The organism is Parabacteroides gordonii MS-1 = DSM 23371 (assembly GCF_000969825.1).
Taxonomy (GTDB): Bacteria; Bacteroidota; Bacteroidia; order Bacteroidales; family Tannerellaceae; genus Parabacteroides; species Parabacteroides gordonii.
This window is the reverse complement of sequence record NZ_KQ033919.1, coordinates 841563-864958: the sequence shown is the minus strand read 5'-3', so window position 1 is coordinate 864958 and position 23396 is coordinate 841563. Positions and strand designations below refer to the sequence as shown.

The window sequence follows — 23396 nt, the reverse complement described above, 5'->3', positions numbered from 1 at the left end:
ACCATTAAAACTCAGATTATTATGATTAGTCCGTTAGCTTATGTAGATGCCAGTGCAAAACTGGGTGCGAACGTAACCGTCCATCCTTTTGCCTACATCGATAAGAATGTAGAGATTGGCGATAACTGCGAGATCATGTCTCACGCCAGTATAATGAATGGCGCACGTTTGGGCAAAGGAAACCGTGTATTCAATGGTGCTGTCATTGCGGCGGAACCTCAGGATTTCAAATATAAAGGCGACAATACGCTGGTAGTTATCGGCGACGATAACGTGATCCGCGAAAACGTTGTCATCAACCGTGCCACCACACCGGACGGGCAGACGTTTATCGGTAACGGAAACTTCCTGCATGAAGGTGTACATATTTCGCATGATACCCATATCGGCAACCATTGCGTGCTGGGTTATGGCAGCAAGGTGTCCGGTAATTGTTTCTTTGAAGATTATGCCATCTTCGGTGGTAATGTGTTGGCAAGCCAGGGAAGCCGTATCGGAACCTGGTCGATGACACAGACCGGTTGCCGTTTCCGTAAAGACGTACCGCCTTATATCGTGGCAGCTCAGGAACCGACTACTTATTATGGGGTCAACTCGTTTATTTTGTCGCATCAGGGAGTTAGTGATAAGGTTATTAAACATATCAGCCATGCTTACCGTATCATCTACCAGGGTAACACCAGTCTGTTCGACGCCCTGCTGATGATCAAAGACCAGGTGCCGATGAGTGACGAGATACAGCATATCATTGATTTTATCAATGATTCGAAGCTGGGGATTATCGGAAGATAACTGTTCCGCTCTGAATTTGATTATATAAAAAACGGGATCTTCTTGAATGAGGATCCCGTTTTTTATCCGGTTGTACGTACATTTATGTTTATAGGCAGATTATTGGCAAAACTTTCCACGGAGATACAAAATGAGAATTAATCTATTTCCATTCATTTGGTAAATCGGAAAAATCTGATAATCCGACACATTCGCTGAAACAGGAATAAAAATATTTAGGTTTGATAAATTCACCGGTCTTATCATTACGTTCATAGAGATGGACTTTATTATTTTCTATTATTGTATAGGGAGATTCTCCTGTCAGATTTTTACATCCGGCGAATGTGACCATTAAATTTTCTATTTCTTTACAATTATCAAACAATCCGAAAGGAATTTCCGTCAGGTTTTTACAATTTTGAAAAGTAGACATAAAGTCGGAAGCTTGTGTGCAGTTATTGAATAATCCGGATGGTATTTCCTTCAAATTGACACAATTATGAAAAGTACTGGCAAATGTCATAACTGATGAACAATTGTCAAACAAACCGGGAGGAATTTCTGTTAAACCTGTACAACCGTTGAATGTGTTTTTAAAAGATTCAACTTGTGTACAGTTATTGAATAATCCGGATGGTATTTCCTTTAGATTGACACAATTATTAAAAATACCGGCAAATGATATAACTGATGAACAATTACCAAATAAACCGGAAGGAATTTCAGTCAGGTTTATACAATTATGGAATGTATTCTTAAAAGATATAACCGATCCACAGTCTGCAAAAAGATCGGAAGGAATTGTTGTTAACGGGCATTCGGAGAATGCATCTTCAAAAGATGTAACATCCGCAAGTGAACTTGAATCATAATTAGATAAATATGTTAAGTTAGTACATCCCTTAAATGCACTATACAGATTAGTTAGTCCGGTTTTTCCAAAATTATATATACCGGAAATACAAGCCAATTCTGATTCATCAAGTCCATTGGCGTTTATTTCTGTCACTGTGCCGGAAATAAGAATGAGATAGTCACCTTTTTTAGAATAAGTATGAGTAGGATAAGCCTCGGTAACTGTCTCCGGTTCCAGGTTATTGCCATCCCAGGCTATTTGGCAATTGACGGTGCCGGTAAAAGGTAGTTTTATCGAAGTTCCATCTATTGGAGTTGTTATTTTAAGCATCATTTTCTCTTCCAGAGGAATTTCAACTTCCGGTTCTTTAATATCTTCTTCATCTTCTTTGTCACAACTAAAAAGATGAAGACATAAAATGATGAAAAAGAATAACTTTAGTCTTTGAAAAATTACTGTTTTCATATGTTATTAATTTTATATCGGTGAGGGTGTGTCGAAACACCCTCATTAGCAGATTAATTAGTAAAGATTCTCCATTCAAGTTTTTTTCCCCAGTCAGTAGGTTGTATTTCTGATGTCCCTTTAACCGGAAAGTATAGACTTGTTCCTCCTTCTGTAGAAAAAGCCAAAGCATAGGTGGTTAATTGATAAAGTATACCGTCAGATATTGGTAGTGCTGTAAATCCAAGTGATAGAGATGTGTTGTTATTTATATTAGATACTTCTGGCATTTTGTCAGGATTTATACCTATATAATCCTGAGCTGAAGATAATGGAATTACATCTGAAACTTTCGTTGTAAAATATGCATGCAGAGTAAATGCATAAAATCTTACATTATATGGCCCGTTTCCTAAATGAGTAAAAAAATCGCTATAACCGAGTGATTGTCTAAGAGCTGAAGAAGAATAATCTGTTAGTGAAACAGTAATAGGATTAAGTATTGTTTCATAGCTACTGTATCCTGTTAATATAGTTGTTGGAATATTAGATGACGCTTTTGTTGTCACTGCTTGTGTAGAAGAATCTCTCGTAAAGAGAAAAGGCAAAACTTCTTCAATCGGATGTACAGAGGTAATTGTATCTAATGAATTAATAAGTTCTTGCATTTGTGGTGAAATATAAGTTTTAGTTTCAGCAATAAGATTCTTAATTTTATTAGGCATTTCATCTACAGATGTTATAACCTGCGGTTTATCCTCCTCTAATGGCATTTGTTTGTTTAGCTCATTGTCGTTTGAACAAGCGCAAAAGCTTAAGAAAAAAAGTACGGTTGGTAGTAGATAATAGTGTTTCATTTTTCTGGATTTTTTAATTAATAACTAGTGTTTATTTTACTTTGAATATCTTGCTACTGATTGAGTACAAATATTATAAGAATATTCGGGGTGAAAAAAGATAATCGGTGAATGGGTAGTTATAATCTATAAGGCGGGGCATTGGGAAGGTAAATTATAATAATTCAGGAGATTTGTTCTGGTTATTCAGTATTAAAATGGCTGTACATTTCTCACTATTCTATGTCAGTCGTTGTTCAATAAAAATTTATAATCTGCCACATCCAGCCAACGGTCGAACTTACGTTCGTGTAGTTTCGCGCTTCAATCCGTTGGTTTATTGGATGAAATAAAGTAACTTTGTCTGTATATAATTTAAAAAGTCTCCCGATTATGAACAAAGTGAAAGGTATACCTTATGGAATATCCGATTTCAACCGGATGCGAAACGATAATTTTTACTTTGTGGATAAGACTAAGTACCTGCCCCTTATCGAGCAGATGCCCAGTTATCTCTTTCTGATTCGTCCGCGCCGATTCGGGAAAAGCGTATTCCTGAGCATGATGCGTACCTATTATGATATTTCGCAAAAGGAAAATTTCGATAAATACTTCGGAGACTTGTGGATTGGAAGCCATCCTACGGAAACACGCAATAGTTATCAAGTACTTTATTTTGATTTTTCGAAAGCGAACCTGGGTAATGGGTCGCTGAAAGAAAACTTTAATGATTACTGTAATATCCGGCTTGCGGATTTCATGCGCCGCTATGCCTCCTACTATCAGAACGAAGGGATAGAAGAGTTCCTGAATGGTTCCGAAGCTTCAGATAAATTGCATTGGCTGGAAGCTACCGCCCAGCGCCTGGGTTATCCGCTCTATCTGATTATCGATGAATATGATAATTTCACGAACGTGATATTGAGTGAGCACGGGCAGCAGATGTTTCACGACCTTACTCATGCCAGTGGTTTCTATCGTGAATATTTCAAACAATTCAAGGGAATGTTCCACCGTATCTTCATGATGGGGGTCAGCCCTATTACATTGGACGACTTATCGAGCGGGTATAATATTGACTGGAATATCTCAACCGATCCACGTTTCAATGCCATGATGGGATTCGATGAGACGGAAGTCCGTGAAATGTTCCGTTACTACCAACAAAACGGCATGTTGACGGGAGATATTGAAGCTATGATAGCAGAAATGAAGCCGTGGTATGACAACTATTGCTTTGCTCGTTTGAGCTTAAAGGATGACAGGGTGTTCAATTGTGATATGACCTTATATTACTTACGAAATCAAGTTGATTTTCACTCTGCTCCCGAAGAAATGGTAGATAAAAATATCCGTACCGATTACAGCAAATTGAAAATGCTTGCCCGTATCGACCATGATACAACACATGACGGGAGCCGCATGAGTACGATCGAAGAGATTGCCGCTGAAGGTGAAATTTATGTCGACCTGCACACTTCCTTTCCTGCTGAACGGGTGGCGGATATAGATAATTTTCGCAGCCTGCTCTATTATTACGGGCTGCTTACTATATGCGGTACACGGGGCGACCGCTTGAAAATGTGCATTCCCAATAACTGTGTCCGCGAGCAGTATTTCGGATTCCTTCGCGATTATTATCAGCAACGTTACCAGTTAAATCTTTCCCATCTGAAGGATTTGATAGATGATTTTGTTTACGATGGGCAGTGGAAGCCATTCTTCGATAGCATTGCGCATGCTTATCGTGAAAATTCTGCCGTGCGTGATGCCATAGAGGGAGAACGGAATCTGCAAGGTTTTCTGAAAGCCTATCTCTCTCTTGCTTCCTATTACCTGATGGAGCCGGAGTTGGAGTTAAACTACGGCTACTGTGATTTTTTTCTCCTGCCCGACAAACAGCGTTATCCCGATGTGGCACACAGTTACATACTGGAATTGAAATATTCCCCCCGTACTGCCACTGACTCCGAACTGGAAGTCCAGGCCGAAGAGGGACGGCGTCAGTTGTTGCAATACAGTAAAGATAAAATGGTACGCTTCCTGGCTGAAGGAACGACACTTCATCGGTTATTGTTGCAATTCAGGGGATGGGATATGGTGAGGTGTGAAGAAGTTCAATAATCAGTTCATAATCTGCCACATCCAGCCAGCGGTCGAACTTACGGCCTACCTCATGGAAACAGGATACCTGTTTGAAACCCAGCCGCTCGTGTAGTTTCACACTCGGTTCGTTAGGGATGGTGATGCAGGCTATCAGGGCATGGAAGGAGCGGCGGCGGCAATCGTCGATCAACTGTTTCATCAATTGGTTGCCATATCCTTTGCCGGAGTGATCCGGGTGCAGATAAATGGTCGTTTCGACAGTGGTGCGGTATGCTTTCTTCACTTTCCATTCGTGCGCATAACAATAACCGACTACTTTCCCGTCTTCTTCATAGACCCATGTCGGGTAATGTTCGATGATGGGGGCTAGCCGTTGACGCATTTCGGCTTCGGTGGGGACTTCGGTGTCGAATGTTATTACGGTGTTATGTACATAATAAGCATAAATGGAGACAATCTCAGGGATGTCGTTCAGGGTCATTGGGCGGATCATAAAGCAGTTTTTCCGCAAAGATAAATATTTATTTGAGGATATGACAGGGGGAGAGGAATTGGTTTGATAGACACATGGAACGAGGTCGATAGGGCCTCATTCCATGTGCAGAATGAATTACTTCAGTTCTTTGATCTTGATGTTCTTGAAGTGGACTTCATCTCCGTGATCCTGTAAAAGGATATGACCTTCTTCTGCTTCTCCGAAGGCAGGCCAGTCTGCATATTTACTGCCGGCAACGAGAGCTCTCCACATCTGGTCGTTGCGGTTATATTCGACGACCAACATACCGTTCAGCCAATGTTCGATATGATTACCTTTCACAACGATGCGGGCTGTGTTGAACTCATTTTTTTTGAACGGCTTCTCCTGGCAGGCCGGGATCAGGTCGTATAGTGAGCCGACCGTGCGGTTGCCTTTTCTTCCCAGCTTGGCATCTGGATGTTTGTCGTCGTCGAGTATCTGGAACTCGCAGCCGATAGCCGATCCTTCTCCTTTGTTCAGTTCCGGGTCGACGAAATATTTGATACCGCTGTTGGCACCTTCCGTGATCCTGAAGTCGGCCACCAGTTCAAAGTTTTTATACGTTTTGATGGTGACGATATCTCCTCCGTTACCCGACTCTTTTCCTTTGGCTTTTTCAACCACCAGTTCGTTGCCGATGATATTCCAACCTTTTTCGGGGAAGTTTTGTTGCTTGGCTCCACGCCAGCCGTTCGTAGTCTTTCCATCCCACAGGAGTTCCCAGCCCTCGTTCTTTTCCTGGCCGGTCAATACGTTGTCTGCCTGTGCAAATGCACTGATAGGAGCTAGTGTGCAGCTTATAAGTGCGAAATAGATAAATCCTTTTTTCATGATAAATGAATTGTAAGTTTAATATTTAATTGAATGATCCTATTAATAGTAACCTTCATTCTGTTCTTCGCTGATCTCTCCGACCGGATTCAGGCGGTCGATATGTTTCTGCGGGATCGGACGGAGCTTGTGATAGGGTTTGATATGAATAGCTTCCGGATTATATTTCTTCACCCAGTCATACAGCAGTTCGCAGCGTACCAGGTCTTCCCAACGGTTGGTTTCTCCCAGTAATTCACGTCCCCGTTCATTGAGGATGAATGTGATGAAATCGTCCTTCAGGTCTGCCGCTGTTATTTTCAGATCCTCATAAGTGCTTTTAGTATCGTTACTGCCTCCTTCAAAGAGCCAGATCTGTTGATCTTTCTGTTCCCCATCAGACCATGCGGCACGTTTACGGATCACATTGATATATTCGGCGGCCTTATCGAAGTCACCTTTGCGGCCGGCAGCTTCGGCAGCCAGCAGATAGGTTTCACCCAAGCGCATACGAACCCATTCGCGGGAACCTTTTTCTTCCGAAACAGAAGGACGGTTCGGATCCAGGTATTTAACAAGTGACGGGAAATAACGGATCGAATGCATTTCACGGGGAAAATAAGAATAAGTATAGTTGGCACGGAATTTACGCATCTCATCGCTGTTGGATACGAATCCTGTCTTTTCCATTGTATAATAAATGGCTGTATCGCCATGCTGGAACTTCAGTTGACCATCGACTTGCCCTTTTGAAGGATCGGGCGTGAAATAAACAGTACCGTCGTATGACAGCGGTTCCCATACCGGCAAAGTGTTTACGTTATTGGCATAATATACCCATTTGAAACTCTTGTAAAAACGTGAGTCGTGCAGACGGTCGTACAAATCGTCCATCGTTTTTGGGGTCGCTACGTGGCGGCGGTATGGACGGCCGTTGGCAATATCACGCAACATGCCGGGTTGGTCTTCATACCAGGACAACCAGAAAAGATGCTGTTTATTGCCATCACCGTTAAACATCGGCTCTGTTGTGAACTGCACGGCAAACACAACCTCCGAATTGCCCTGGTTGCTGATATCCCACAGGGAAGCAAAATTATCCTGCAACGTAAAAGCCCCGCTATCGATCACCTTTTCTGCATAATACAGCGTACTGTCCATGTCTGTTGTTTGCTGGCCGCGCGGATCGTTGATTGCACTGCCGCGGGTCAGATACACCTTCGCCAACAGATGTGCCGCCGAATAGCGGGTGGCACGTCCTTTGGTTGCCACCTTTTCTGGCAGGTTTTCTGCTGCATTACGCAAATCGCTTATAATCAGATTATAGATATCGGCTACCGGAGAACGTTTAAAATCCGTACGGATATCGAAACTTCCTTCGGTTACCAGCGGGATACGTCCGAATTGTTGCACCAGATCGAAATAAAGATACGCACGGATAAACTGCATTTCGGCATAACTCTGCGATTTCACATTCTCCAGTAAATCCTGGGAGTCCTGAATTTTCTTCATGGCAATGTTGGCATCACTGATTCCTTTATAGTGATTTTCCCACATCTCATACAGAATCCCGTCATCGGGGTTCAGTTGTGTCGCATACTTATTATAAGATTCGCGGTGATTACCGTCCTCGCCCTCGGTAAATAAATCCGTGCCGTGCTCGGTCAGGACATCGAAACGTTCACCGCCGACTCCCCAGCGGAGAAAGCCGTATGCCGCTGTAATGGCTGCATTGACTCCGGCTTCCGTTTCGTAATAATCGTATGACATCACCGGAGCGTCATCTTCACTTAACCAGCTGCTGCAACCTGTAGTTGAGAGTGTCAGGCCTGCCAGCATATAGTAATATATAGATTTCATTTTTATTCTTTATTTATAAGGTTAAACTACAAAGTCAAATTGATACCGAAGACCCAGGAACTAACGCTCGGTGTGCCGAAGCCGCTACCGTCTGTTTTAGGATTACCCGCATCGTCCACTTTGGCCGCTTCCGGATCGATACCTGTGTAATTGGTGAAAATAAACGGATTCTGGGCGGTGAAGTAAACACGCAGTTTCTCTACCAGGAACTTCTTCGTCAAATCTTTCGGCAGGGTATATCCCAGCGTCATCGATTTTACACGCAGGTAATCGGCCTTTTCGTAATAAGTGGATGTGATATAGATCGGGCGTTCTTCGTCGATACTGGGACGAGGATAGGCATTCGTTGGATTATTCGGTGTCCAGTAATCCACTTTCACGCCACCGTTGCGTCCGCAATGTTCCACTGCGTAAATATCATTATACAACATGGACCCCAGGCTTGCATATAAAAAGACAGACAGGTCGAAGCCTTTATAATTAAAGGTGTTTACCATACTGGCAATCAGTTTGGGACGTGGATTGCCAATGATTTGCTTGTCGGCATCCGTTATCTTATGGTCACCGTTCACATCCTCGATCTTGATATCCCCCGGAGCAAAGTCTGTACCGTTGGCTGCAAACTTCGCCATTTCGGCAAGGTCTGCTTCAGTGTTTTGCCAGATACCGACCTTTTTGTAATCGTAATGTACGTTTACAGGCTGACCGATAAACCATTTGCTTCCTATATCATCATTCTTGCCATTATACAATTCGACTATTTCTTCCTTGTTTGACGACAGCATCAAATCCGTACTCCACTGGAAGTCTTTCGTATCGATGTTCACGGTATTGATGGACACTTCTATCCCTTTATTACGTGTCTTACCCACATTCGACAAAACGTTGGGGAAACCGGAAACAACCGGCAACTGGCGTTTCAGCAACAGATCGTGTGTGTTCTGCATATACAGGTCAACCGTACCGTTGATGCGTCCTTTTAAAATTCCGAAATCGATACCGAGGTTCCATTGGTCGGTCGTTTCCCAGGTCAGCAGACTGTTTGCCATGATATCGGGAGCATAACCGATGGTACCCGATGCGCCGTTATCGAACGGGTATCTGATCAATGTCAGGCGGCCTTTTGTCTGATAAGGGTCTACGGCCGAGTTACCGGTCTTACCAAAGCCGAGTCTTAACTTCAGGTTATCCAACCAACCGGATGTGTGAGCCATAAAAGACTCTTCGTTAATACGCCATGCCAAAGCTGCGGAAGGGAAAAGAACCCATTTATGACCGTCTGCCAAACGGGAAGAACCGTCGTAACGGGCGGAAACAGTCAGCAGGTAACGTCCTAAGTAGTTATAATTGATACGTCCCATGAAGGAGGCCATATTCCATTTGACCATCGAGCTCTCGATCTTGTTGGTCACCAGTCCCGATCCCAGGTCATAATATTTAAGATTATCCGACGGCAGGTTTTCCATTGCGACATTGACGCTTTCCTTTTTGTCTTCCTGAATTGACTGTAATAAAGTCACACCCAACGTATGTTTGTCATTAAATGTCTTATCATAGAAAAGCATGTTTTCCAATGTAAACATCGTGTATTTATCAACGCCGTTTTTGGCATAAGAAGTACCCATACCCCGGTTACTGGTCTTTGCGGATCTGAACTCATAATCCTGTACGGTACGTGAGTCGATACCCAGATTCGAGCGGAACTTCAATCCGTCAACCGGCAGTTTGACATCCAGGAAATAGCTACCCAGGTAACGAGTCGTTTTCAACGGACGGTCGACGGCACCCGGAACAAGATCCATCATCGTATTATATACATTATAAGAGCCGGGTAATGGAATAAGCTCTCCCTTTTCATCCCACAACTGCGCCAACGGGCTTAAACGCCAGCCACTGGCAAGTCCGGAGCCGCGTTGCTGGGTAGCATGCGAATATTGTGTCTGTGCACCGATCTTCACATATTTATTGATCTCATGGTTCAGGTTCAAACGGATAGAATACCGTTCGTAATCTTCATCTTTGAAAATACCGTCGTTCTTATTATAGGTAGCGGAAGCCAGGAAGTTGGTTCGTTCGCCACCCCCACGAATACTCAGCTGATGGTCGGTAACCATACCGGTACGGGTCACGTTATCCATATAATGCGTGGTGCGTACGCGGGACGGATCATAAACACCATTGTCGCCCCAACCCATCATGACAGACTCCATGATCGACGGGTCGCGGGTAAAGCCCGGACAAACCAGATCCTGATCCCTGGATGCAACATCCGAGTTGTAACGGATCGAGTTGTTTGCTGTGTTGCGGTAAGCTTCGCGGGTATACTCGGCATATTCGCCGCCATCCCATAAATCCAGTTGGTTTAAAATTGTTTGTGCGCCCACATAACCGTTGTAGTCAATCTGGGTTTTGCCGGACTTCCCTTGTTTCGTTGAGATCAGGATAACACCGTTAGCACCACGGGCTCCGTAGATGGCTGTTGCAGAGGCATCTTTCAATACTTCCATCGACTCGATATCCGACGGGCTGATCTCTCCCATGCCACCGGTAACGGGCACACCATCGATTACATATAACGGATCGTTGCTGGCGGTGATAGAACGTTTACCACGGATCATTACACTGGGGGTAGAACCCGGCGACCAGTTGGAATTGGAAACGACCACGCCCGGAATGCGTCCCTGCAATGCTTCCGATGCCGTAGTGGCCGGTACTGCCGTGATCTTCGCTGCATTGACGGAAGCAACGGCTCCGGTCAGGTCTCTTTTCTTAACCGTACCATAACCTACCACCACGACTTCATCCAATCCCTGTGCATCTTCCTTCAGCAAGACGTCTATTTTATTGGCTTCGGATACTTTTACTTCGACGGGAAGGTAACCGATATAGGATATCAGCAAAGACTCGCCGGAAGCGGTAGTAAGGGAAAAGTTTCCATCGATGTCGGTGATTGTTCCGTTCGTCGTACCTTTTACCACTACGTTGGCCCCGATAACAGGTATGCCTGTTTCATCGAGAACAACACCGGTGATCGTCTTCTCTGCTTGTTTGCTGTTGGTCTTAGCCGGAGCTTTAACGATTACGATTGTCTTGTTGCTGACCTTGTAAGAAAGACCATGTTTTTCCAGTACTTGATTTAAAACATCCTTTAAAGGACGGTCTGTGACGGAAACTGCTATATCCGGATTTTCACTTAATATTATATCCCGGTAAACGACGGATAAGGATGTTTGAGTTTCTATCTTATTAAAGAACTCTTTCAATGTGACATTCTGCAGATTCATCGATATCTTTTGCGAAATGTCCTGTGCATACATTGTAGAACAGAAGAACAGGAGTACGATACTCCAAAACACTTGCTTCATGATTACAAAAGTTAGATTTAAGTGGATAATTAAAAGTTTAATAAAAATACTATTTGCTTGATAACTGATGATTTACGTCATTCCATAGGCTTATCTATTTATTAAGTTTATTCGACTTGTTGATTGTGATGTTGTTGCCCGTTATTTCATAATCGAACCCGTATTGTATCTTCAATGCTTCCATCACATAAGGCAACTGTTCGTTCTTGAACGAGCCCGAGATACGGTCGCCTGCAATCTCGGGACACAATAATTCGATCTTTACACCATACCAGCGTTCTATTTTATGGAACACAGTGCTAAGTTTTTCCGATTCGAAAACCAGGTGGTCGCGCGTCCACGCTGTTTCTTTCAGATTGTCTGTGTTGTACAGGCTTATTTTCCTGTCGTTGGAATAGACCGCTTTCTGGTTGGGCTTTAATATGAATGTTTCCGACGGATATCTGGAGTCATAAAGACGGATGGATCCTTCTATCAGGGAGGTCTCGATAGAGTGGTCATCCTCGCAGGAGTGAACGTTGAAACTGGTACCGAGTACCTCGATGTTTAAATCTCCCACTTGTACGACAAAAGGATGTTCCTTGTCTTTAGATACATGGAAATAACCTTCACCGGTCAGCTTGACGACACGTTTACCGTTCTGGTAGGTGTATGATAAGCTACTGGCGGAGTTTAATTTGACGGCACTTTTATCCGGCAATGTCAACTGTACCTTGTTGCCGGACGGGACTTCCGCTAGGAAAGGCTCACCGGATGGCTGCTTCTGCATAACAGAGATATTCCAGCCGGTAACGGAGAGCAGAGTAATTACGGCGATAGCTGCCGCGATCCGGTACCACTGTACAAATGTCTTTTTCTGTTGAGGTACTATTTGTTCGTGGAGTTTGTTACGGAGATCCTGTTTGCGTTGTGCATCCATTGCCGGGAAGTGATCGTTCTTCTGCCAGAAGTCTTCCATGCTTTTGGCCAGTTCGGTATCCGGGAGTTGATTCAAAGACTCCTTGAAGTCTTTGAACCGTTCCCTGTTGGTATTTCCATTTAAGAATTGAGAATATAATTTGTTGAATAAATCAGTCATACTTTCTTGATCGTTTATAGTTACACGAAAGAGCACCAAAATAGTACCAGCTATTTTGATGTGTTCTAAAACATATTTTGTCTATGCTTAAATAAAGAGGGCAAAGAGGAAGTTGTATTTGCCGAGTTCGACACGTAATACTTTCAACGCTGCGGATAAATGGTTCTTTACCGTCTGTTCGGATAGGTTCGAGGCGGCGGCTATTTCGGTGTTGCTCATCCCTTCCTCACGGCTCAGTTCGAAGATGTTGCGTTGGGCGGGTGTCAGTTTTTGTTTGGCGATCGCTAGCTTTTCGAGGAAATCGTTGTAGTAGACTTTCTCGACGGAGGTATTATCCAGTAAGTTTTCGTCCTCACAGAAAGCGATGTAATCTTCAAAGTTTGCCCGGTTCACCTGCTGGCGGAAAATATCTATTACATGGTTTTTCGCGATAGTGAACAACATGGATTTGAAAGAACCTTCCACCGATAAGGATTCCCGCATATTCCACAGCTTGAGGAAAGTGTCCTGAACAATATCTTCAGCTTGTACAGTCGACTTGGTATGCAATAGGGCAAATCCGTATAGAGAGTCGGCGTATACATTATATAATGTATCGAAAGCCTCATACGAACCTTCTTGAAGTTTCTTTATCGTCTCACAATGTATTGATTTTTCGGGCATATAATACTAGCTTATCTTGAGTGCGTAAAGATAGGAATAATATTATTCCCTTTTCGTATATTTGAGGGAGTGAAATAAGAAGCCGTGCCGGAAAGGGCGGATATCAACAATAATCGTATCTCCAATCCTTTATAAAAAAGTTTTCCAAAATAAATCCTTCAATTGTTCAGCACCGAGGATATATAGTTGAACATCTTGTATTTAAGGCTGAAGGAAATTTTACTTAGAGGAAGGAGACGGCTTTGTTTTTGGATTAATGCTTCATATTCCTGCCTAAAATCAATACCATTCTTAGTCCATTCCTTCAGGCGAAGAGTGAGACTGGAGTAATGAGTAATAACAGGATATATAGTATACTATTATCATGCAAGTTAGTACTATTTTATTGTTTGTCATTTGTCGAACGCTTGTATCACAATTGTCGAACAAGCGTTTGACAGCTGACAAACAAGCGTTCGACAAGTGACAAACGGAAAAGAAGAAAGGACAATTGAGCCAAAAGGTCACTACCTATGCGGTAGAATACAATATACAAACAGATAATCGGCCGGAGGCTATTCGTTCTTTTTATACTATCGGAAGTTATCGTTTCTGAATAAAAAAAATCAACATTCCAGATAATTCCTTCAGCAAAATTATTTTCCTTCAGCCATACAAGTGTGATTACCAGCAAAATACCAACAATCCTGAATAAATGAAGGATTTATTTTAGAAAACTTTTATTGTATAGATTGTTCAATCGGAGGGAAGTTTTGTTTTTGCCGGATACAAATAAAAAACACCTTTAGATGTTGAAATATATAAATAATGTCTATATTTGTCCCGTTGCCTGTTATTAGGTAATAAACCAATAAAACCATTGACATATGGAAAAGTACGTAAACATTATGTTAGACAAGGCTTTTAAAACCGTATTTGGTAAAAAGCAAGTAGCAATCGACTTTATCAATGCCGTTCTTGAAGGCGAACATCAGGTAAAAGACCTGACCTATCTTGATAAAGAAATCCAACCGGAAGTAATAGAACAACGCACAGTGATCTTCGATCTTCTTTGTGAAGATGTGGACGGAACTAAATTTGTGCTTGAAATGCAGAATTGCCCCCAACGTTACTTCTTTAATCGTGGGTTTTATTATATTTGTCGGATGGTCTCCCGTCAGGGAGAGATAGGTTCTGACTGGAAGTTTAGCTTGCTTCCTGTATATGGCATCTATCAGCTGAACTTTAGTCTACCTGAATTTCAGAGTTGGCGTACAGACGTGGTGCTGGCTAATGAAGCAACAGGTAAAGCTTTCGGTGAGGTTAAACTGAAGCAGATTTATCTTTCGTTTGACCTGTTTAATTTAAGTAAAGAGGAATGTCAAACGCCTCTTGAAAATATAGTTTATATATTGAAGAATATGAATTTATTTGATATGTCTCCGTTTAAGGAGAAAAATGATGCCTTCAAACGCCTGCTTGATGTGGCTAATCTGGATGCAATGACCTCTCACGAACGGGCTGTCTATGAAGAGAACTTGAAGATTTACCGCGACTGGCGCAATACTTTGGAATATGCAGTGGAAGAGGCTGAAGAGAAAGGTCTGAAAAAAGGGAAAGCAGAGGAGCAACGTCAGATTGCTGCGAATTTAAAAAAGCAGGGAGTCGATATTAAAGTAATCGCCAAGTGCACCGGTTTATCCGATGAAGAAATAGAACAATTGTAATATTTGTGATCCTGTAAAATCACTGTTTAGCAGGTAATTAAAAGTAGAAAGAGGATAGCCCCATCGGAGCTACCCTCTTTCCTATATAATCAATGAGTTTGTTTACTGATTATAATGCACCTACTTCTTTCAAAGCAGCGTTTGTTCCCTTAACAGCTACAGCGCTCTTAGCGAACAATTCTTTTTCTTCAGCTGTCAGTTCCAGTTCAACGATCTTTTCGATACCGTTCTTACCCAGGATAACAGGAACACCGATACAAAGATCAGATTCGCCGTATTCTCCTTCCAGATAAACTGAACAAGGAACCATCTTGCACTGGTTGTGGATGATTGATTCAACAACGAATGCTCCGGCAGCACCCGGTGCATACCAAGCAGAAGTACCCAACAATTTAGTCAGTGTAGCACCACCAACCATTGTAGAAGCAACAACTTCCTGCAGTTTGTCAGCGCTCAACAGTTTGCTAACAGGGATACCTTTGTATGTAGCCAGACGAGCCAACGGAATCATTGTAGTATCACCGTGACCACCGATTACCATACCTTCTACTTCGTTAGCGTTGCATCCCAAAGCCTGAGACAAGAAATATTTGAAACGAGAGCTATCCAGAGCACCACCCATACCGATGATACGGTTTTTAGGTACACCCAGTGCTTTCAATGCCAGATAAGTCATTGTATCCATCGGGTTAGAGATAACTACGATGATTGCATTCGGAGAATATTTCAGTAGATTTTCTGCTACACTCTTAACGATACCTGCGTTTACACCGATCAACTCTTCACGAGTCATACCCGGTTTACGAGGAATACCTGAAGTGATAACAACAACATCAGAATTTGCTGTTTTTGCATAGTCGTTTGTGCAGCCAACCAATGTAGTATCGAAGCCCAGCAGCTGAGCTGTCTGCATCATATCCATTGCTTTACCTTCGGATACGCCTTCTTTTACATCAAGCATTACAACTTCGTCTGCCACTTCATTGAAGGCAAGAACATTTGCGCATGTAGCACCTACATTACCGGCGCCAACAACTGTTACTTTAGACATAATAATAAGTTTTATATGTTATTACTTATAATAATACTTCCTGTTTTTAACGAGGACAAAGGTACAATGTATTGCTGAATAAAGAAATATTTCCGTAAATAATTTATCGGCTATGATTATTAATTATAGCTAAATGGGGTATAGGTTTCCTTCGAAAACATTTCCGGTTTCATGAACAATCGTTGTTGATGGATAGTTTTTAATAAAAGGGGTTTCATAATCTTAAATCGATATGTCTATGGCTGAGTTATTTCATTCCTATTTGAAAGTTGCAATATTCTCTACAGGCTTATTATTCATCACTTCCTGGGAAGGCCGGGGGCAAGTGGCCCGGTTATTGCCTGATTCGATAAAGACTGTCGTTCCCGATACGGTGAAGATGGATGAGGAGATATCGGTGGGATATGCGACGGGCAACCAACGTACCATTTCAGGTTCTGTCGATAAGGTATCGGAAAAGCGGATGAACAAAGGTTTTGTATCCAATCCGCTGAATGCGTTAAGCGGCCAGTCGGCCGGTGTCAGTATTTCTCCGGGAACGAACAGGGCGGCCGCCCTGACTTCTGTCCGGGTACGTGGTACTACTTCCCTGACCGGTGGTAATGATCCGTTGGTCATTATCGACGGGGTTTCTTCCGATTTGAGTACGCTTAGTTCCATTTATCCGGCGGATATAGAGAGCTTCACGATCCTGAAAGATGCTTCCGAAACGGCACAGTACGGTTCGCGCGGTGCTTCCGGTGTGATCGAAGTGGCAACCAAGAAGGGGAAAGGCGGTGCGTTCAGTATCAGTTACGATGGTAGTTTCGGAGTGGAAGCGGTTTATAAGAATATGAAGATGCTTTCGGGCGACGACTTCCGCGCGGTTGCCAATGAACGGAATATCGATATCCTGGACTTGGGCTATAACACGAACTTCCCCGATGAGATTACCCGTGTCGGGATCGTGCAGAACCATCATATCGCTTTGGGCGGCGGCTCGGAAACATCCAACTATCGTGCATCCCTTGGTGTGGTGGATCGTGACGGGGTGGTACGGACAAATGATATGCAGAACTTTACTGTTAAACTGGATATTTCGCAAAAGGCTTTCAGCGACCGGTTGAAAATAGATATGGGTGTTTTCGGTTCCCTGCAAAAGAACCGTTACCTGAATGATATCCAAAAGACGTTTTATTCGGCGGCAGCGTTCAATCCGACCTTTCCCAACCACCGGGACGAACAGACCGGATCGTGGAACGGTGTTACCAATGCCAGCCAGATCACCAATCCGTTGGCCTGGTTGGAGGTGAAAGACGATGATTCGAATGCGCACTTTAATACGCATCTGAAATTTACCGTCAGGCTGAGTAAGCAGTTGAAGTTTTCCGCTTTCGGTTCTTATACCTATAATGTAATAGATAACTCCCAGTATCTGCCGACCACGGTATGGGCGCATGGACAAGCCTATAAAGGGGAGAGGAAGATGGAAGACCTGCTGGGTAACCTGATGTTGAGTTACTCGAACGACTGGGGAAAGCATCATCTGGATGCGCTTGGTCTGGCGGAAGCACAGAAGAACATACTGACCGGATTTTATACGACTGTAACGAACTTCTCGTCCGATAAGTTCGGCTATAACAATCTGCAGGCAGGAGCAGTGCGCCTGTGGGAAGGAACGAATTCTTATTATGAAGATCCTCGCCTGAGCTCTTTCCTGGGACGTGTGAATTATGTGTATGCCGGGCGGTATGTAGCCACGGTCAATGCGCGTGCGGATGCTTCGTCGAAGGTCGGAAAGAATAATAAATGGGGTTTCTTTCCTTCCGTCTCCGCTGCCTGGGTGGTAAGTGAGGAGGATTTTATGAAGCAGTTCACGTTTATGAATAACCTGAAGGTGCGTGCCGGTTATGGTTTGTCGGGAAATCAGGATGCTATCGATTCGTATAACTCCCTTCAGTTGGTCAAGCCTAACGGGGTAGTCTCTTCCGGCGGTACTCCGACGGTGACGATGGGGGTGATACGGAATGCCAACCCCGACCTGAAGTGGGAGGTGAAGCGTACGGTGAATGCCGGTATAGATGTCGGCTTTTTACGTAACCGCTTGCTCTTTACCTTCGATTATTATAATTCGAAGACGAGCGATATGCTTTATCTCTATGATGTGAGCGTTCCGCCGTTCGCCTATAATAAGTTGCTGGCAAACCTCGGTTCCATGCGTAACAGCGGTGTCGAACTGGGATTTGGTGTCACTCCTCTTCAGACGAAAGATATGGAACTGAGCGTGAACGTGAATGTGACGTTCCAGCAGAATAAATTATTGTCCCTGAGCGGAATGTATAAAGGGGAACTGATGTCTGCCCCGGAATATACCAGTATCTCGGATCTGAATGGTGCAGGCTTCCACGGTGGATATAATCATATTGTCTATCAGGTTGTCGGGCAGCCTTTGGGTGTCTTTTATCTCCCTCATTGTACAGGATTGACGCAGCAGGAGGATGGTAGTTATAAATATGAGATTGCCGACCTGAACGGGGGAGGAGTGAATATTGAGGACGGCGAAGACCGTTATATTGCCGGACAAGCAACTCCTAAAACCATGCTGGGCTCGAATATCAGTTTCCGGTACAAGCATTTCGATGTATCGTTACAGATAAACGGGGCATTCGGACATAAGATCTATAACGGGACTTCGCTTACCTATATGAATATGGGTAGCTTCCCCGACTACAATGTCATGCAGGGTGCACCCGGGCAGAATATCAAAGACCAGACGGCTACCGATTACTGGTTGGAAAAAGGCGATTATATCAATTTCGATTACTTGACTGTCGGCTGGAATGTGCCGTTAGGTAAATGGAAGAAGTATGTACGGAGCCTGCGACTGTCGTGCTCCGTGAATAACCTGGCGACGATCACCGGTTACTCCGGCCTTACGCCTATGATTAACAGCTATATAGTCAATAACACGCTGGGGATAGACGATAAACGGAATTATCCGGTTTACCGCTCTTATACTGTTGGCCTGAGTTTTCAATTTTAATCGTTTATCATGATGAAGAAATTAATTTTACTTTCCTGTATATTATGTGGCTTTGCCCTTCTCTCATGCAGTAAATTCCTGGAAGAGAACCCGAGGGATCAGATACCGGAAGAGGATGCTTATGATAATGCCACTTCGGCGTACCTGAATACAGTGGCGACACTTTATAATTATGTAGGAGGTTACAGCGATAGCCAGGGATTGCAGGGTACTTACCGGGGAATTTACGATCTGAATACGTTTACTACCGATGAGGCTATCTTGCCGACCCGGGGTGGCGACTGGTATGACGGCGGTTTCTGGCAAGGATTGTTCCTTCATAAATGGGGTGTCAACAGTGATGCGATACGGGCAACCTGGGAATATTTGTACAAGGTAATCGTATTAAGCAATAAATCGCTCGAACGGCTGGATGAGTTCTATAAACAAACCAACAATAAATATATACCGGCTTATATGGCGGAAGTCAGAGCTTTCCGGGCAATGTATTACTATTATCTGGTCGATATGTTCGGACGTGTGCCACTGGTATTATCTTCTTTTACTCCGATGAAGGAAGTGAAACAGAGTACCCGCGAAGAAGTGTTCAGCTTTGTTGTAAAGGAATTGCAGGAATCGCTGCCGCTGCTGAGTACGGAAAGGAGTAACCAGTTGGGGGATTATTATGGCCGGATGACTCGTCCGGTAGCTTATTTCCTGTTGGCTAAACTGGCATTGAATGCAGAGGTCTATACGGATAACGACTGGACGAGCGGCAGCCGTCCGGATGGGAAGAGCCTGTTCTTTGAAGTAGGCGGACAGCGCTTGAATGCCTGGCAAACAACAGTTGCCTACTGCGACTCCATCACTGCACTCGGTTATCAGCTTTCCCGCAATTATGAGGATAACTTCTCGGTATTCAACGAGACTTCCGTAGAGAATATATTTACCATTCCGATGGATAAGAATTTCTACACGAACCAGATGCAATACTTATTCCGCTCCCGCCATTATAACCATGCCAAAGCGTACGGGTTATCGGGTGAGAACGGATCTTCTGCCACTATAGAAGCGCTTCGCACCTTCGGCTATGATACCGGTTCGGTAGACTCCCGCTTCGACAAGTGTTATTTTGCCGGCATTATGCTCGACCTGAACGGGGATACCATCCGTCTGGATAACGGGGTTGTACTGGAATATCTACCTTGGACGGTCGATCTGGATGTATCGGGGAAAACGTATGAGAAAGTGGCCGGTGCCCGTATGAAGAAATACGCTATCGACAAAACGGCTACCAAAGACGGAAAACTGATGGATAACGATATCGTCTTATTCCGTTATGCCGATGTCTTATTAATGAAAAGTGAAGCGAAGGTTCGTAACGGTGAGAATGGGGATGCGGAACTGAATCAGGTCCGTTCGCGGGTCGGTATGGCCGACAGGCGTGCTACGCTGGATAATATACTGGCGGAGCGCCAGCTTGAATTTGCCTGGGAAGGATGGCGGCGGCAGGATCTGGTGCGTTTCGGTTTGTTTACCCGGGCATATAGCAGCCGTCCTCAGTTGCCGGACGAGGGGAGTGGCTATACGACCGTTTTCCCTATTCCTGAGAATATTTTGTTCCTGAATGGTAATCTAACACAGAACCCGGGATATTGATACAAACGAAAAAGGATGCTTCGTCTCCGGAGCATCCTTTTTTCATATCTGTTATAGAATTGTTTCTTATAACTGAATCCAGCGAATATATGCAAAGTCCATACGGTGAGGCAATTCTTTGTTTACTGGGTAAACGCGGAAGCCCATCTTGTGGTTACCAGCTTCGCTCGGTGTTGTCTTCAATTCGAAGAATAATTTAGAGCCTTCTTCTTTCTTCAATTCAAACTGTTTCGTATAAAGCAGTTCAAGCTGATGATTTTCTGTATTCTCTTTCGTTACAACCACTTCAGCACCTAACATTCCCTGAAGATCTTTACGGTCGATCACCAGATTGAATGAATATTCCTGGCCTACTACAGGACCGTCTACTGAAAGGTCTTTGCTGCAGGTGAATGATTCGACCTGGAAGCTGTCCCAGTGCTGAGCCACTTCTTCTTTCCATGCAGCGATCGCTTTTGCTTCGGCGAAGCTGTTTTCATGCAGATGAGAAGAACGGGTAGCCAGTTTGTTGTAGAAACGATCCACATAATCATCCAGCATACGTTTCATTGTGTAGTCAGGAGCGATCTGTGACATGGAGTTCTTGATGTACTGGATCCATTCCGGAGAATATCCCTTACTGTTCTTTGCATAGTAAGTCGGGATAATTTCTGTTTCCAGAATATGGTAGATAGTTGCAGCATCCAGCTGATCCTGATATTGCTGATTTTCGTAAGTACGCTTGTCGGTCAAAGCCCAACCTGCACCTTCTTTGTAACCTTCATACCACCAACCGTCGAGTACGGAGAAGTTCAGGACACCGTTCATTTCGGCTTTTTCACCAGATGTACCTGATGCTTCTAACGGACGTGTCGGCGTGTTCAACCAAACATCCACACCTGCGATCAAGTGACGTGCCAGACGCATGTCGTAGTTTTCGAGGAAGATGATCTTGCCCAGGAACTCCGGACGACGGGAGATCTCGACGATATGTTTGATCAGTCCCTGTCCGCCACCGTCTGCCGGGTGAGCTTTTCCTGTAAATACGAACTGGATCGGATATTTCTCGTTGTTAACGATCTTAGCCAAACGGTCGAGGTCGGTAAACAACAGGTGAGCACGTTTGTAAGTAGCGAAACGGCGACCGAAACCGATCAGCAAAGCGTTCGGATTGATCTTTTCGAGTACAGACACAACCTTTGAAGGATCGCCCTGGTTTTTCAGCCAGTTTTGTTTGTACTGAACTTTGATGTATTCGATCAGTTTCTTCTTCAATGTCTTGCGGATATCCCAGATTTCATCGTCGCCGACGTTCTGGATGGCTTCCCAGTACTTCTTGTTAGATTGATCTGTCAAGAATTTCTTGTCGAAATGTTCGCTGAAGAAACGTTTCCATTCGGTAGAAGCCCATGTCGGCATGTGTACGCCGTTAGTAACCCAGCTAACATGAAGTTCGTCGGGGAAGTATCCTTTCCATACCGGAGCAAACATCTTCTGTGATACTTTACCGTGCAACCAGCTTACGCCGTTTGCTTCCTGGCAGGTATTCAGTGCAAATACGCTCATGGAGAACTTTTCGTTTGAACCCGGGTTTTCGCGTCCCATATCGATAAATTCCTGCCAGCTGATACCCAGCTTGCTGGGGAATTCACCCATGTAACGACCGAACAGGCCTTCGTCAAAATAGTCGTGTCCGGCAGGAACCGGAGTGTGTACTGTATAAAGGGCAGAAGAACGTACCACTTCCAACGCCTGGTTGAAAGTCAGTTTGTCATTCTGGATATAGTCTACCAGACGCTGTGCGTTGATAAGGGCAGCATGTCCTTCATTACAATGGTAAACCTGTTTCTTGATACCCAGCTTGTTCAGCATTAGGATACCACCGATACCTAACAGGTATTCCTGTTTCATACGGTTTTCCCAGTCGCCACCATATAACTGGTGAGTGATCGAACGATCCCATTCGCTGTTCTGGGGGATATCCGTATCCATCAGATATAAAGGCACACGGCCTACGCTTACTTTCCAGATATGGGCATAAACGGTTCTGCCGGGGTAAGGAACTTCCAGTACCATCGGTTCGCCGTTGGATTGCATAACCTGTGTAAGAGGCAATGTGTTGAAGTTTTGTGCTTCGTAGTTGGCAATCTGCTGTCCGTCCATAGACAGTGTTTGGGTAAAGTAACCGTAGCGGTACAGGAAACCGACTGCTGTCAGGTCGATATTGCTGTCGCTGGCTTCTTTCAAATAGTCACCGGCCAGAACACCCAGACCTCCTGAATAGATTTTCAGGATGTTTGTCAGACCGTATTCCATACTGAAATAGGCTACTGACGGTTTTGTTGCATCCGGCTTTTTGTCGACGTATTTTCTGAAGTTGGCGTAAACTTCCTGAATTTCGGCCATCAATACTTTGTCTGCCTGAATTTCTTCAATACGCTTGTAAGATAAGCTTTGGAGTAGGAGAACCGGGTTTCCTTCCGTTGAGACCCACAGGTCTTTGTCTAGTTTTCCAAATAATTTAGCTCCTTCATGATTCCATACCCACCAAAGATTGGTAGCAATTTCGTGTAGGGGTTGTAGTGCTTCCGGGAGCATCGAATGTGAATAAACGTCCTGCCATATCGGACTATTTGCGTTATTCGCTTTGATTTTCATTATCGTGAAATTTAAAGTGTTTCAATTTGAAAT

The 23396-nt window shown here is 44.0% G+C and carries 14 protein-coding genes and 1 pseudogene; 5 read left to right on the top strand and 10 right to left on the bottom strand.

Annotated features, from left to right (window positions below; translation table 11 throughout):
• Positions 1-21: 21 nt before the first annotated feature.
• The gene (gene lpxA, locus HMPREF1536_RS03375; RefSeq protein WP_028728621.1) at positions 22-792 is read left to right on the top strand and encodes an acyl-ACP--UDP-N-acetylglucosamine O-acyltransferase; all 771 of its coding nucleotides are present in this window, start codon (positions 22-24) and stop codon (positions 790-792) included.
• A gap of 142 nt (positions 793-934) precedes the next feature.
• On the opposite strand, the gene HMPREF1536_RS03370 is transcribed toward lpxA, so the two are convergent.
• Together HMPREF1536_RS03370 and HMPREF1536_RS03365 are read right to left on the bottom strand one after the other, a co-directional pair.
• Positions 935-2095, bottom strand: a complete 1161-nt coding sequence (locus HMPREF1536_RS03370; RefSeq protein WP_028728620.1) for a hypothetical protein — start codon at positions 2093-2095, stop codon at positions 935-937.
• A gap of 53 nt (positions 2096-2148) precedes the next feature.
• Complete coding sequence (locus HMPREF1536_RS03365) at positions 2149-2931, bottom strand: hypothetical protein (protein ID WP_028728619.1); 783 nt, start codon at positions 2929-2931, stop codon at positions 2149-2151.
• A 372-nt stretch (positions 2932-3303) separates the two neighbouring features.
• Between HMPREF1536_RS03365 and HMPREF1536_RS03360 the strand changes: the two genes are divergently transcribed.
• A complete protein-coding gene (locus tag HMPREF1536_RS03360; RefSeq protein ID WP_028728618.1) occupies positions 3304-5034 on the top strand; it encodes an ATP-binding protein in 1731 nt (576 codons plus the stop codon).
• Here HMPREF1536_RS03360 and HMPREF1536_RS03355 read toward each other — a convergent pair.
• The 6 genes and pseudogenes from HMPREF1536_RS03355 to HMPREF1536_RS03330 all read right to left on the bottom strand — a co-directional run bounded on the left by HMPREF1536_RS03355 (position 4994) and on the right by HMPREF1536_RS03330 (position 13309).
• Positions 4994-5509 carry a GNAT family N-acetyltransferase gene (locus HMPREF1536_RS03355; protein WP_028728617.1) on the bottom strand — a complete coding sequence of 172 codons (516 nt, stop codon included), beginning with the start codon at positions 5507-5509 and terminating at the stop codon, positions 4994-4996. The two genes, HMPREF1536_RS03360 and HMPREF1536_RS03355, sit on opposite strands and share 41 nt — an antisense overlap.
• A gap of 117 nt (positions 5510-5626) precedes the next feature.
• Positions 5627-6271, bottom strand: a pseudogene (locus HMPREF1536_RS03350) (3-keto-disaccharide hydrolase); the annotation flags it as partial.
• 135 nt (positions 6272-6406) lie between these two features.
• The gene (locus HMPREF1536_RS03345; RefSeq protein ID WP_028728615.1) at positions 6407-8203 is read right to left on the bottom strand and encodes a RagB/SusD family nutrient uptake outer membrane protein; all 1797 of its coding nucleotides are present in this window, start codon (positions 8201-8203) and stop codon (positions 6407-6409) included.
• Positions 8204-8229: 26 nt separating this feature from the next.
• Positions 8230-11568, bottom strand: a complete 3339-nt coding sequence (locus tag HMPREF1536_RS03340) for a TonB-dependent receptor (protein ID WP_028728614.1) — start codon at positions 11566-11568, stop codon at positions 8230-8232.
• Between the two features lie 94 nt (positions 11569-11662).
• Positions 11663-12646: a FecR family protein gene (locus tag HMPREF1536_RS03335; protein WP_028728613.1), complete on the bottom strand. Its 984-nt coding sequence runs from the start codon at positions 12644-12646 to the stop codon at positions 11663-11665.
• Positions 12647-12733: 87 nt separating this feature from the next.
• The gene (locus HMPREF1536_RS03330) at positions 12734-13309 is read right to left on the bottom strand and encodes an RNA polymerase sigma factor (RefSeq protein ID WP_028728612.1); all 576 of its coding nucleotides are present in this window, start codon (positions 13307-13309) and stop codon (positions 12734-12736) included.
• 866 nt (positions 13310-14175) lie between these two features.
• Between HMPREF1536_RS03330 and HMPREF1536_RS03325 the strand changes: the two genes are divergently transcribed.
• Positions 14176-15015 carry an Rpn family recombination-promoting nuclease/putative transposase gene (locus HMPREF1536_RS03325; RefSeq protein WP_028728611.1) on the top strand — a complete coding sequence of 280 codons (840 nt, stop codon included), beginning with the start codon at positions 14176-14178 and terminating at the stop codon, positions 15013-15015.
• A 109-nt stretch (positions 15016-15124) separates the two neighbouring features.
• Here HMPREF1536_RS03325 and mdh read toward each other — a convergent pair whose 3' ends face one another.
• Positions 15125-16066, bottom strand: a complete 942-nt coding sequence (gene mdh / locus HMPREF1536_RS03320) for a malate dehydrogenase (RefSeq protein ID WP_028728610.1) — start codon at positions 16064-16066, stop codon at positions 15125-15127.
• Positions 16067-16304: 238 nt separating this feature from the next.
• Between mdh and HMPREF1536_RS03315 the strand changes: the two genes are divergently transcribed.
• On the top strand, positions 16305-19088 hold the full coding sequence (locus tag HMPREF1536_RS03315; protein WP_225607988.1) for a SusC/RagA family TonB-linked outer membrane protein: 2784 nt from the start codon (positions 16305-16307) through the stop codon (positions 19086-19088).
• A gap of 12 nt (positions 19089-19100) precedes the next feature.
• Positions 19101-20726 carry a RagB/SusD family nutrient uptake outer membrane protein gene (locus HMPREF1536_RS03310; protein ID WP_028728608.1) on the top strand — a complete coding sequence of 542 codons (1626 nt, stop codon included), beginning with the start codon at positions 19101-19103 and terminating at the stop codon, positions 20724-20726.
• A 66-nt stretch (positions 20727-20792) separates the two neighbouring features.
• Here HMPREF1536_RS03310 and glgP read toward each other — a convergent pair whose 3' ends face one another.
• Positions 20793-23363 (bottom strand): alpha-glucan family phosphorylase, encoded by a 2571-nt coding sequence (glgP, locus tag HMPREF1536_RS03305; protein WP_028728607.1) that lies wholly within the window; start codon positions 23361-23363, stop codon positions 20793-20795.
• Between the last annotated feature and the right edge of the window lie 33 nt (positions 23364-23396).